Consider the following 14,315-nt stretch of genomic DNA (forward strand, 5'->3'; position numbering starts at 1 on the left):
TGACGGTCGCGTTGCCCGAGCCGGTGACGCTGATGACGTCGTTGCCCTCGTCGCCGTTGAGCGTGCCGCCGCCGGTGCCGGAGAAGGTGATGACGTCGTCGCCGAGGCCGCCGTTGATGGTGACCGGCACCGTGACGCCGGGGGCGATGGTGACGATGTCGTTGCCGCCGTCGAAGCTGCCGCTGATCGAGGTGACGTGCTCGTAGGTGTTGCTGCGCCCGAAGGCCGTCACCTTGATCGTCGCGCCGTTCGGACCCGAGCCGATCTGCTCGATGAGGACGTTCTCGTGGATGTCGGTCGCATCGGTGCCGATGTTGCGCGCGTTGCGGTGTGCCTGGTCGCCGACGTTGAGCACGAGGGCGCGGTCGCTCGCGCTCCACGTGCGGTAGCTGCCGTTCGTGAGGACCCCGTTGCTCGCCATCCAGGTGGGCTTGGGGAACTGGAGGTACCCGATGGTGAAGTTCGCGTCGGCGCTGACCGAGAACAGCCAGAGGTCGACCTCGATGTGCACCGAGAGCACGATCGGGACGCGGCCGTCCATCCCGATGGTCCGGGTGTCGAAGCTGAACGTGAAGCCGATCCCGAGGCCGAGGAGGGTGACCCCGAAGGCCCGGACCCGGACGCTCGCCGAGCCGGAGAGGCGGAAGAGGTAGTACTCGGTCGCGAGGGTGCTGTCGTAGTCGTGGATCGAGGTGATCCCGATCGAGAAGTCACCGCGCAGGCCGAAGCTGCTCGACCCGAGCTGCATGTAGCCGGCGAGCTGGAGGTCGAAGTCGCCGTCGGAGTTGAGGAAGATCGTGCCGCTGAGCGAGGCCAGCCCGAAGAAGTCGACGCCGGCGTGCGCGTTGAAGTACCAGGCGCCGCTCTTGGCCGGGCCGCCCTGGCGCTCGCGGCCGATCTCGAAGCGCATGCCGGCGTCGAAGGTGAAGACCTTGAGGATCGACACCGTGCCGTTGAGGTCGAGCAGGAAGCTGTTGCCGGCGATGCCGATCGTCGTCGCGTCGCGGGTGTTGAGCTGCATCGTGCCGGAGGCGTCGATGGAGAACACCAGGGCGTCGGCCGACGCGTGGATCGACAGGCGCATGGCGAAGCCGGGGTCGGTACCGCCGTAGACGGCGGCCCCGCCGCTGGCCTCGAAGGTCAGCGGACCGAGGGTGAACCGCAGCGCGAAGGTGAGCTCGAACCCGGTCGGCGAGACGCGGATGTCGAGCACGCCCGAGCCGGTCGCGATGCCGAGGAAGTCGATGGACCCGTCGATGTGGAGGAGGAACCCGGCCTCGACGGTGCTCGACCCGAGGGTCTGCGTGCGACCCGTGGTGTTGAGCGCCAGCACCGCGTTCGCCGTGATGCCCAGGCCCACGCCGTCGCCGAAGTCCGAGGTCCCGGCGTCGAGGGCGATCTGCACGCGCGCCACGAGGCCGTCGGCGTTGATCCGGAACCCGCTGTCGATGAGCGAGAGGTTGCCGATCGGCGCGAGGCTGATCGTGCCGTTGACGATGAGCTCGAGCATCGGGTTGGAGCCGGCGAGCGAGAGGGTCAGCAGGACGTGGCCGTTGATGGTCAGCGTGTTGGCGATGACCAGCTCGCCGCCCATCTCCAGGCGGAAGCCCCCGGTCACGGAGATCGTCTGCGTGGTGACGACGAGGTTGCCGGCCGCGTCGCGGACGAAGCCGTTGAAGCGTCCTCCGGACTGGTTCACCGCGAAGGTCTGGATCTGCTGGCTGGTCGAGAAGGTGTTGATCTCGAGGAGGAACTGGCCGTTGAAGCGGACCCCGGGGATGACGTTGCTGCCCAGGGTCAGCTGGATGCGCCCGACGATGCCGGTGCGCGCTCCGACGTAGACGGCGAGGTTGACGGCGCCGGTGAGCGAGCCGAGGAACGGGATGGTCGTGCCGACCGCGCCGTCGACCTTGAAGTAGGCGGTGCCGGTCGGGTCGATGGCGGCGGTGATGCCGATGAAGCCGTTGAGGTTGAGGACACCGCCGATGGTCAGCTGGGCCTGGATGACCGCCTTGACGTAGATCTCGCCGCCCGGCGGGGCGTCGCTGCGGCGCTGGCCGTCGAGGCCGGGAGCCGCTCCGTAGATGACGATCTCGGTGGGCTCGCCCGGGTGCAGCAGCGGGAGGAACGCGTCCGGGATCTTGAAGGTCTGGTCGCGCAGCGTGGTGTTGAACATGATGCTGACCGAGCCGCTGGCGCTGAACAGGGTGCCCATGTTCGGCAGGCCGATGCCCCGCTCGGCGGACACGGTGAACTTGCCCGCCACGCCGGGGATGGCCCCGCCCGCGGTGGTGGTCGACATCAGGAGCACGCCGGTCGCGGAGCCGTAGACGAGCTGGGCCGCCCCGCTGCCGAAGCTCAGCTCGCCGGTGAGGTACATCTGCAGGGCCGGGGTCGGGGTCGCCTGGATGTTGAGGAAGAAGCCGCCCTGGATCCGCATCAGCTCGGTGGTCGTCCCCGGGGCCACGACGATCGCCTGGCCGACGAGCTCGAGCCCGAAGCTGTACGGGTTGAGGACGAAGGTGCGGGTCAGGTCGGTGCCGCCCTCGCCGAGGCCGCGCAGCGTCAGCGTCTCGGTCCGGGTGCGGCCGGTGAGGTTGATCTGCAGGGTGCCCTTGGCGAAGAGCTTGAGGCCGTACTGCTCGAGGCTGGAGAAGTTGGTCTCGAGGGTGGCGACGCCCCAGAACTGCGGGACCGCGGCGAGCCCGTCGCCCATGTCGAGGACGAAGCGGCCGCTCGTGGCGCCGACGGTGCCCAGCTTGTAGATCGACAGCTGGCCGGCGAAGGTCAGCGTGAACAGGCGGCGGGCGGTGTCGATCTCGAGGACGACCTCGGCCCGCAGGTCGAGGAGCGGTTCGCTCGTCAGGCCCGCGGCCTCGAGGCGGATGCCGCCGGAGACCTCGATGAAGAACGACGTCCCCTGGGTGATGAGGCGGAAGCTGCTCGTGCCGGCGGCGGCGCGGTTGCCCTCGGAGTCCCACCAGGAGCCGGCACGGAAGCCCACCGTGACGGTGCCCGGGGTGAGGGTGCCGGTGAACATGTACCGGAAGGTGTCGGCGTCGACCTGCAGGACCGAGGCGAAGACCAGGCCCTCGGACCCGGCGCCGGAGAGCGTGAACTCGCCGTCGGTGGCCCAGGCGCCGGTGAGGATGCTCGACGCGTCGACCGTCGTGCCCGGGACCGGCGTGAAGGTGACGTCGAACCAGGTGCGCGGGCGGGTCGCGGCCTCGGAGACGTCGGCCTCGACGCCCGGGTTGAGGGAGGCCGCGTACGTGGTGCCGCCGACGACCTGCGACTGCGAGCTCCACAGGATGCCGCCGGTGTTGGCCCAGCTGCCGTCGATGAACGCGACGGTGAGGGCGCCGCTCGCGTGCCCGGTGAAGAAGTACCGGTAGGTCGAGCCGCTGACGAGGAGGGCCGCGCCGTTGACCGTGAGGGTCGTGCCGCCGGCCGTGATGGTGATCTCGGCGCCCGCGTCGGTGATGCTCGCCCCGGCGACCGCGTTGTCGTGGAACGCGGCGAAGGTGATGTCGACGTAGCCGCGGCCGTTGAAGTCCTTGGCGTCGATGATCTGGCCGCGGATCGGGTCGGCGAGGGCCGCGATCGGCGTGGCGACCGTGAACTCCTCGGTCTCCGCGAGGTTCACGGTGCCGCCGGTGTCCCCGAAGCTGCCGGCGACGAAGAGGATCGTGTGCTTGCCGACGCCCAGGTCGCTGAGGAAGGCGTAGCGGTAGGTGTTGGTCAGGCCGACGCGGACCGGGGTGGCGAGGGCGATGAGGGTGCCGTCGGCGGCCCGCAGCTCGATCTCGCCGCCACCGATGGTGCCGTGGTCGAGGTCGAAGCCCGCGGAGGGCCGGAAGGTGATCTCGAGGTAGTGGCGGCCGTTGACGAGGTCGCGGCCGATGGCGGCACCGGAGAGGGTGACGACCTTCTCCGGGGTGGTGGACGTTCCCGGGGTGGTGCTGACGACGTCGCCCGTGGAGCCCGTGACGAGGAAGGACTGCGTCTCGGTGGCGCCGACCGGGGGAGCGCGCGCCGAGTTGTCGCCGAACTTGTCGAGGTGGAAGACGACGTCGACCTGGCCGGGGCGGAAGCTGCCCGAGAGGAGGAAGCGGTAGAGGCCGTTGCCGAGGTCGGTGACGCCGCCGGAGACGATGCTGATGCCGGTGCCGCCGAAGCCGGAGAAGGTGATCTCGTCGCCGAGGGTGGCGAGCATGTCGAGCACGTACGGCGGGACGCCCTGGGACGGGCGGAACTGCACGTCGATGTAGCTGCCCTGGCGCGCGGCGATGGTGACCGGCACCGTGGTCCCGGGCTGGGTGCCGTCGGAGGTCGGGCCGCTGTACGAGATCGGCGCGTTCGTGAGGGTCGGGGTCACCACGCTGCCGAGGGTCTCCGAGCCCTTGTGGACGAGGACGGGGATGATGAACTGGTTCGCGCTCGCGCCCTGCTGCACCGAGCGGCTGGGGTCGACCGCGAAGGTCCAGCCGTTGGTCGCCGAGAAGGTGAGCGCGCTCAGCCATCCACCGGCGAGGACCGAGGTGGCGTCGACGACGAAGTCGGTGGCGATCCCCGACGTCCCGGCCGCGGGGAGCGTGATCGTGATGACGCTCGACGGGGTGCTCGTCCCGGCCACCGGGATGGTGATGGTCGCGAGGGCCACCGCCGACACGTTCAGCGCGTAGGACCAGGCGTTGGGCAGGTAGGTCAGCGTCACGTCGCCGGTGGCGGCGAAGCGCCCGACGAGCCAGTACCGGAAGGTCAGGCCGGTCGTGCCGAGGCGGGTCGGTGCCTGGGTGGTGTCCAGGCGGATCGAGCCCAGGCCGGCGCCGCCGAGGGTGAACTCCGCCGCGAGGTCGCGGATCGAGGCGAGGTCGACGGTGAAGCCGGCCGGGGCGGTGAAGGAGACGTCGATCCAGTTGCGGCCGTTGAGGACGTTGACGTCGACCGAGGCGCCCGGCGTCGGCGAGACGATGGTGCCCGTGGCCGCCGTGAGGCGGAAGGTCACGGTCGACTCGGCGTTGCCGGCGCCGGTGACGAGCGTGCCGTCGGGGGCGCGGGTGTTGGCGTTCTTGAACGCGCCGGCGGCGAACCGCAGCGTCATCGTGCCGATCGGGACGTCGGCCGTGCCGATGTCGTACCGGAACCGGTTGGTGCCGGTGCGCGACACGGCCAGCGCCATGAGGTCCGGGCTGCCGGTGAGGGACTCGTCGGAGGCGTCGACGACGACCACGACGGTGTCAGAGGTGTCCCCTGGTCTCCGGTACGTGTAGGTCACGCGGTCGCCGGAGAGCACGAGCGGGGCGAAGGCCACGCCGTCGCTGAGGGTGATCGTCACGATCGGCACCGGCGTGCCGGAGGTCGTGGTGCGGACCGTGCCGGTGTTGCCGTTGAAGATGATGTCGAACTCGGCGCCGGAGTCGAGGATCGAGGCGATGTCGAGGGCCGCGCCGTTGGGGGCGGTGAAGACGACGTCGACGTACTTGGTGCCCGGCTTGTTGATGACACCGGCGTCGACGCGCCCGCCACCGGGCGTCGGGGTCACCGTGTCGACGGTCGGCCGCGTCGCGGTGGCCGCGGCGTCGGGCAGGCTGACGACGTCGAAGGTGACCTCGTTCCCGGACGAGTCACGGAAGCCCATCTTGATCTTGCCGTAGATGGTGAGCAGGCGGATCTGGTCAGGGACGTCGGCGAGGAAGAGCAGGGTCGCGTTGCCGGTGGAGATCTTCGACAGGTCGGCGTACAGGCGCCCGCTGATCGACAGGTTGTCGGCGGCGAAGTTCAGTTTGCCGATGATGAGGAGCTTGCCGTCGGTGGAGATCTTCACGGTGACCTGCCCGTTGAAGACCTGCTGCGAGGTGAAGATCGTGTAGATCTTCGCCGAGCCCGTGATGACCATCGGTGAGGTGAAGGCGGCGAAGAAGCCGTCGCGGCCGGGGTTCTCGGCGATCGTCTTGGCCTGGCGCGCCACCTGGTTCTGCAGCGAGGTCAGCCACGTCGCGGCGCTGATGTCGGTCGGCAGGGCGAAGTCGGGACCCCGCAGGGCCAGCGGGTCCTCGATCGAGGGCAGGGTCTTGAAGAACTCCACGCCGGCGGCGAAGTCGTTGAGGGCCAGCCCGATCGGCGGGAAGATCACGAGGCCGCCGGGGACCTCGACGTTGATGAAGACCTGGAGCGGGCCGAGCTCGCTGAGGCCGAGGCGGATGGTGAACCCGGCCATCCCCGCGATGGAGAAGCCGCCCTCGATGCCCAGGTAGAAGACCCGCTTGAACACCGGGGTGGTCGTGTCGAGCGCCCCGATGATCGCGTAGGTGCTGTCGAGCTTGAGGATGCCGCCGATCAGGCCGGCCGTGAGCTCGCCACCGAACATCTTGCCGCTGACCCGGACCGCGATGGAGTCGAGCCCGATGATCGGGAACTTGCCCTCGGCGAGCAGGGCCGGGGCGATCTTGATGCCCTGGATCGAGCCGCTGAAGGTCAGGCCGGAGATGCCCTTGATCTCGGTGACGCTCGCCGACAGCGTGAGGACGAAGTCCTCCGGGTGGTGCTCGATGTCCTCCCACTGGATGCCGATGGCGTCGATGCGGATCGGCAGGAACTCCGGCCACGCGAACGACGAGCCCGTGGACGAGCCGATGGCGAGGAAGACGCCGAAGCCGGTCTTGGCCTTGAACGAGCCGTCGCCGGTGATCGCGAAGTTGCGGCCCTCACCGGTGAGGCTGAGGCCGCCCACGGTGACCTTCGCGCTCACCGAGGTGAACGACACCATCTCCTCGGAGGTCCCGATGGCGCCGGTGTCCAGGCGGAAGTTGACCGAGGAGAGCGTGACGAACGTCCCGAGACGGATCTCGAGGGTGTCGACGACGAGCTCGAAGGAGTCGACGACGCCGTTGGTGAACGTCAGGGTGGCGCGGAACGCCTCGTCGTCGAGGGTGCCGTCGGGGCGCCGGTCGTCGGCCGTCAGGCGGTCGGTGAGGGTGGCGCCGAACGCCTTGCCCGGGAAGAGCTTCGCGCCGCCGGTGGCGATGTAGATGGCGCCGGTGAAGCTGGCGAACGGGTCGGCGCCGAAGGTGACGGTGAGGCCGGAGACGCCGATCCGGATGTCGTCGAGCTCGAGGACGCCGCCGAAGGTGATCTTCTGGTCGGTCGTGGCCGGGGCGACCGCGTTGCCCGGGTCGACCGGCAGGCCGTCGGCGCCGAGCGGCAGGCCGTAGGCGAGCTCGGCGGTGCCGAGGCTGAACCCGTTGGGCCGGATGACCAGGCCGGGCGTGACGCCGGTGGCGAGGGTCGCGTCGTCGTCGACATCGAGGTTGCGGCCCAGCGAGGCGTCGTACGGGCGCAGTCGTCCCGTGATGCCCAGGCGCGGGAAGCTGATCGTCGCGGTGTTGATGACGATGAGCTTCTGGTCGTCCCCACCGTTGGGGTCGTAGCCGACGAGGACGCCGGTGGCGCTGAGCGAGGCGACGTTGGGAACGACCGCGGTGAGCGAGGCGACCCGCAGGTTCCACTTGCCGGTGGGGGCGATGCGGACGTTGCCGCTGAGCAGGCCCAGGACGTCGACGGCGAGGTCGAAGGTGCCCAGGACGCCGACGAGGTCGACGGTGACGCCGCTGCTCGTCTGGGTGGCGCTCGGGCCGGTCGTGGTCGACGTCGCCGAGCCACCGAAGGCCAGGCTGGCCCGGTCGACCCCGACCGCGATGGTCAGCACGACCATCCCGTCGGCGAAGCCGAAGTCCGCCAGGCCGACGCTGGGGCCCTGGAGGGTCAGCGGGCCGAGGGAGATCGGGCCGCCGGTCGTGGCAGCACCGGGCGCCGACGCGTCGATGGTGAAGGTCTGGGTCTGCCCCGTGGTGTTGCTGACGAAGCCCGTGGCGGTGGTGCCGCTCTGGACGGCTCCGCCGTCGAAGGTCAGCGTGACGACACCGGGGAGGAACAGGCCGACGGTGTTCGAGGGCAGCGAGTCCTTGAGGAAGTACCGGTACGTCACCGTGGTGGCGGTGTCGGCGCGGCCCGAGATGAGCAGCGGGGTGCCGATGAGGACCGGGCGGCCGCCGACCACGGCGAGGTCGCCGAGCGGGCCGGTGACGACGAACGGCGCGATGGTCGCCGACTCGATGGTCGACTTGCGGATCGGCTCGGGGGCCACGCCGTCGGCCGGCGCCAGGCTGGTCCAGGTGATGTCGATGTAGCGCTGCGCGTTGATCTGCGCCGCGGTGATCGACCCGCCGTTGCCGGGGCTCGCCAGGGTGGCGACCGGGCCGGGCTTCGGCTGCAGGGTGGTCGGCTGGAAGACGACGAACGACTCGTCCTCGCCCATGACCATCGCGCCGGCCGTGTCGCTGAAGCCGCCGTTGAGGAAGCGGACGGTGACCAGGCCCTGCGGGATGGTGCCGGTGTAGGTGTAGCGGTACTTGTTGCCGGAGACCTTGGTCGGGACGCCGCTCACGGTGACCCCGGGGATGGCCACGCCACCGACGAGGAGCTGGAACTCGGCATCCGGGTCGGTGATCGTCTCGGGCCGCAGGCCGACGCCGTTCGGGTCGTTGAAGACCACGGTGATGGTGCCGCCGAGCTGGCCGGGCGTGACGACGGCGTTGCGCAGCGGGGTGGCGAGGTCGGCGGTCGGGAAGAGGGTCGCGGTGGTGCCGGGAGCCAGGCTCGGGTCGCCGACCTTGGGGAAGAGCTTGAAGTCGGTGACCTTGAAGCCGACGAGGCGGAACCCGGTGACCGGGGAGATCGAGAAGGCGCCGTAGCCGGTGAGCTTCGCGACGTCGCGGCCGCCGATCGCCACGAGGAGCCCCGCGTTGGCCAGGGTGATGTCGAGGTCACCGCTGGGGGCGCGGGTGAGGCCGAGGGTGCCGCTCAGCTGGAAGATGCCGGCGACGCCGATGACGGTGTTCTGGGAGATGAACCGGTAGGTGCCGGCGACGAGGGCGGGGGCGTAGCCGGGGACGTTCTGGTCGGTGGTCGCCGTGTTGGCCTCGAAGGTCACGTCGCCGCTGACCGTGAGGCCGTCGAGCCCGACGAGGGCGAGGGTGCCGGTGATCCGCAGGGCGAAGCCGACGCCGGGCACGTTCTTGAAGGCCATCGTCGCGTTGGTGACGAGGATGCCGATCGCGGCGGGGTTGAGCGAGCCGTCGGCGCGCTTCGAGGGGCCCTTGCCGATGAAGATCTCCAGGCCGCTGCCCGAGAACGAGTCGCCGTTGATGGCGAAGTTGCCGGCCCGGATCTCCAGGACGTCGCCGAAGGAGAAGTCGAGGTCCTGCACGAGGAAGCTGATGCCGGGGGCGAGGTCGATCGCGACGCTGCCGGACCCGACGGCCACCGACTGCTTGACCTGCACGCCCGTGGTGTTGACGCCGAGGCCGACGCTCGCGCCGCCGACCGGGATGTTGATCCGGCCGGTGAGGACGCCGGCGATGCCACCGGTGGTCGTCCGGACCAGCGTGACGCCGGGGCCCGCGGGGACGGTGACGGCGTTCGGCGGGAAGATGATGAGCGCACCCGAGGCCGCGGTGATGCCGTTCGCGGCACCCGGGCCGGAGATGCCCTGGTTGCCGGCGACCGTCGCGTTCGCGAAGGCGATCTTCGTCAGCTGCGAGCCGACCGGACCGACCCGCTCGAAGGCGACGTCGGCGCTGATGACGACGGTGCCGCCCGAGGCGTCCACGCCGTTCTTGAAGATGGTGATGGCGAGGGCGTCGGCGGCGATCCGCAGGTACGGACCCGCGGGGAGGTTGAGCACCCGGACGTTGCCGAGGAGCTGCGCGCGGTTGCCGTTCGCGTCCCAGGTGACGGTGAACCCGCCCGCGATGGCGGCGACGGCCACGCCCTGACCGGTGAGGGTCTCCAGGGCGCTCTCGACCTGCGCGGCGGTGGCCGCCACGGCCAGGGCCGCGGTGATCTCGCCGGCCTCGATGCGGCCGTTGCCGTTCTTGTCGTAGGCCAGCGTGTAGGAGCCCGTGGTGGCGGTGACGAGGAGGCGCTGCACCTCGCGCACGCTCGCGGTGCCCTGGGTGTCGGTGACCGCGTCGAGGCCGGCGAACGCGACGATCTCGGCCACGGGGACGCCGAGGTTGTTCACCTGGAGCTTGAGGGTGGCGGTGATCGACACCGGCAGGCCCTCGAGCGCCACGGTGCCCTCGACCTCACCGGCGATGCCGCCGGCGGTGAGGATGACGGCGCCCGAGCCGTTCGACAGGCGCACCCCGCGCCCGGAGTCACCGAGGAAGAGGTTGACGTCGGTGAACGCCACCCGCACGACCTTGGTGCCGTTCGACGTCGTCCGCTGCTCGAACACGACCCGCGCGGTGAGCGACTGGCCCTTGATCGTCACGGCCACGGGGGCGCCGACCCCCACGGTGACCCGCAGGTACGGGCCGGCCGGGGCGACGAGCGGGACGGCGGTGCCGTCGACGTCGACGGAGGTGTTGATCAGGCGGGTCGTCGTGTTGATGACGAGCTCGGCGGTCGCGTCGGCGACGGTGATGTCACTGGCCAGCGACGGGGCGAGGGTGAGGGTGACCGCGATCTTCGCGGCGACGCCGCCGGCGGTCGCGCCCTGCGGCGGCACGATCATGATGGCGCCGCTCGTGATGCCCACGGTGACGAAGGTCGTCGTGCCGTTGCCCAGCGCCAGGGAGACGTTCTTCAGGCCCACGGTGACCACGCCGGTCGCGGCGTTCTTCTTGAAGGTGAACGAGCCGGTGAGGCGCTGCCCCGCGACCTCGAGGGCGACGCCGGTCCCGGAGACGAGGACGCCGCGCTCGACAGTCACCGTGACGTCGTCGGTGGTCTCGGGGGTGGTCAGCCCGGCGATCTGCAGCGGCTGGTTGGTCAGCGTGGTGTTGAGGCGCACGTCGAAGGTGCCGGAGAAGAGGACTCCGGGGACGTCGACCGCGACGTCGGCGACGATGCGGCCGACGACGCCGCCCTTGACGCCGGCGGTCGCGCCGATGACCTTCAGCACGCCGGAGCCGTTGCTGACGACGACGACGTCGCGCTCGGGGGAGCCGAGGCGCAGGCCGAGGTTGCTGACGGCGACGGTCAGGTCGCGGACCTCGACGGTCGGGATGGAGCCGTCGGTCGCCAGGCGGGTGCGGCTCTCGACCCGCAGGTCGGCGCTGAAGCGCTGGCCGCCGATGTCGATGCTCAGCCCGGTGAGTGAGGCGGCGACGTACGGGCCGGCCGGCAGGGCGAGGGTCAGGGTCTGGCCGTCGACGACGAACTGCTCGTCGACCGCCACCGGCATGACCTTGCCGTTCACGGTGCGGCGCAGCTGGTTGACCTCGACGACCACGGTGGCGGTCACCGGGGTGATGCCCTCGCCGAGGTAGAGGGTCGACGGTGCGGTGACCCGGCCGGCGAGCCCCTGCGGGGTGACGAGGAAGAGCGCGGTGCCGCCGGCGACGCGCAGGCCGATCTCGTCACCGTCGGAGTCCGTCCCCGTGCCGGGGGCTCCGAGGAACAGCCCGACGTTGGTGGCCGCGATCTTGAGGATCTTGACGTCGTCGGTGGTGTTGAGGACGCGGTCGGTGCCGGCGCTGGCGACCTGCTCGACCAGGAAGGTGCCGGAGATGGACTGCCCGGCGATGGTGAGGCTGGTCGTCAGGGTGACCCGCAGGAAGCGGCCGGCCGGCAGGTCGATGCCGAGCCCGGCGTCGACGGCGCGGGTGGGCATCGTGTTGAGCTCGAGCCTCACGGTGGTCGTGCCGAGGGTGAACGGCAGGCGGCCCAGCGTGGCGGTGTCGAGGGTGACGGTGACCCGGCCGGCCATCCCGGTGGGCGTGGCGAGGAACGCGCCGTCGGTCACCGTGAGGAGGAAGCCCGCGTCGTCACCGGTCGAGGTGGTGCCCTTGTCGTCGCCGAGGAACAGCGACGCGACCGGGATGCGGACCCGCACCGTGCGAGCGGTGCCCGTGGTGACCTGCTCGAACCAGAACGTCCCGGCGAGGGTCTGGCCGGCCACGGTGAGCCGCAGGTTCTCGCCACCGATGGCGACACGCACCGGGCCGCCGGTCGGCACGACCACCGTCTGGCCGCCGACGACCACCGAGACGGTGCTCGCGGCCGCGGCGACGGTGTTGACCTCGAGGCGGACCGTGCCGGTGAGGCTGACCTGCGGGATGGAGACGACGACGGTGCCGCTGAGGCTGCCGGAGACGGCGCCGCCGCGCAGGACGAACGCGCCACGGCCGTCCTCGAGGCGGACCAGTTCGGTGGTCCCGTCCCCGAGGGCGAGGCGGACGCCCGAGAACGCGATGACCGTGGTGGCCGAGACGCCGGTGCCCGACTGCTCGAGGGCGATGTTGCCGGTGAGGGTCTGGCCCGCGACGGTCAGCGAGACCCCGTCGCCCGAGACCCGCAGGTACGGACCGGCCGGCAGCACCATCGAGACGGTGGCGCCGTCGAAGGTGACGCTCTCGCGGACCTCGCGCGACGTGCGGTTGATCGCCAGGCCGAAGGTGCCGGTGAGGGCGACGCCGGCGGGGAGGGTGCCGGGCCGCAGGTCGAGGGTGCCGCTCACCGTGCCGGCGAGGCCGTCAGGGGCGAGGACGAGGACGCCGTTGACGCCGGTGAGGACCGGCAGCGTCTGCATCGAGGGGATGGTGAAGGTGCCGCCGGAGACCGCGATGACGGTGGTGCGGGCGCCGCCGGCGCCGGAGGAGGTCCGGATGCTCACGGAGGCCGAGAGGACGGGACCGCCCGTGCCGAAGGTGATGGTCAGCGGGTCGGCGACGACCTGGACGTACGGACCGGCGGGCACGCGGTAGGTGCCGGAGCCGTCGGGGACCACCACGGCCGCGGTGCCGGTGTTGACGACGAGGCGGAAGGTGCCGCCGAGCGTGAGGCCAGCGCCGAAGCTCAGATCGGTGACGACGGTGAGGCGGGCGGCGAGCCCGCCGGGGCCCACGACCATCGCGCCGGACAGCGTCACGGTGCCGAGGCCCGCGCCGAGGTCGAGGGTCATCGAGGTGACGGCGACGGTGACGACGCGCGCGCCGCCGGCCTGGGTCTGCTGGGTGATGCTGATGTCGCCGACGAGCGAGAGGTCGCCGACCGTGATCGTCACGGGGTTGCCGGTGACCTTGAGGTACGGCCCGGCTGGCAGGGTGATCGAGATGACGCCGATCTCGGTGGCGGTCGGGAACGACGCGGCGAGCGGGCCGCTGCCCTTCGCGGCACGCCACTGGGCGGGGCCGGTGCCGTCGATCGTCACGAGGTCGGTCGTGGTGCCGGTGTCGAGGCGGCCCGCGCCCACGGCGGTGACGGTCCCGGTGGCCACGCTGACCACGGCCGAGAAGCCGCTCCAGGTGCCACCCGGGTTGAGGGCGACGTCGACGCCGCTGCCGGTGGTGCGGACGAGGTCGAGGGTGCCGTTGCCGTCGACGTCGACGAGGACCGCGGAGGTCGTTCCCGAGGTGCCGGGGACCGCGCCCGCGGCGAAGGTGCCGTTGCCCGCGCCGAGGAGGAGCGCGTCGGCCACGCCGGAGGCGCCGGACCCGACGAAGAGGTCGAGCTTGCCGTCGCCGTTGACGTCGCCCAGGGCGAGCACCTGGGTGGCGGTCCACGTGCCCGTGACGGCGGAGCCGACGCCCACGCCGGACCAGAGCCCGGTGGCCGAGTCGGTGCCGAGGTTCGAGTACAGCGTGAGCGTGGTGCCCGACCTCACGAGGACGTCGGCGCCGGTGGTGCCGTCGACGGCGCCGATGACGATGGCGCGGGCGGCGGTCCCGAGGGAGACCCCGGTCTGCGCGGTGAACAGGCCGGCGCCGTCGTTGCGGAAGAGCAGCGTCGCGGCGGCGGTGCCGACGAGCAGCTCGGCCCGGTTGTCGCCGTCGAGGTCGCCGAGGGCCAGGGCGGTGACCGCCGTGCCGTCGGCGAGGAGGATCGCGGGGATCGCGTCGAAGGGGTCGCCGCTGCCGTCGTTGAGGTAGAGGAAGACGCCGTCGGAGGTGCCGACCACGACGTCGGACCGGCCGTCGCCGTTGACGTCGCCCACGACGAGGGAGGTGGTCGTCACCGGCTGCTCGCCGAACGCCACCGAGTCGGTGACGCCGCCGTCGGCCAGCGGGCGCGTGTTGATGGCGAGGGTGAGCACGGCGTCGAGACCGACACCGGGGACGTTCATCCGGACCCGACCGGACAGGGTGCCGGCGAGCCCGCCGGTCTTGCCGGGGGAGGCGCCGGTGATGACGAGGAGGCCGACGCCCTCGGAGAGGGTCACGACGTCGGTGGTCCCGTCGCCGAAGGCCGCGGTGACGTTGCGCAGCCCGACCCGGACCACGGAGGCGCTGCCGCTGACCGCCTTCTCG

The 14,315-nt window shown here is 71.2% G+C and carries 1 protein-coding gene (running past both ends of the window); it reads right to left on the bottom strand.

The whole window is internal to an FG-GAP-like repeat-containing protein gene (locus tag ACFLFB_RS02190) on the bottom strand: the coding sequence, 43,302 nt in all, runs 12,545 nt past the left edge and 16,442 nt past the right edge, and what appears here is coding positions 16,443–30,757 — codons 5,481 (partial) to 10,253 (partial); reading right to left, the first codon wholly in view occupies positions 14,312–14,314. The start codon and the stop codon both lie outside this window.

It is taken from the genome of Oryzobacter telluris, assembly GCF_043099285.1.
In the GTDB taxonomy this organism is placed as follows: Bacteria; Actinomycetota; Actinomycetes; order Actinomycetales; family Dermatophilaceae; genus Oryzobacter; species Oryzobacter telluris.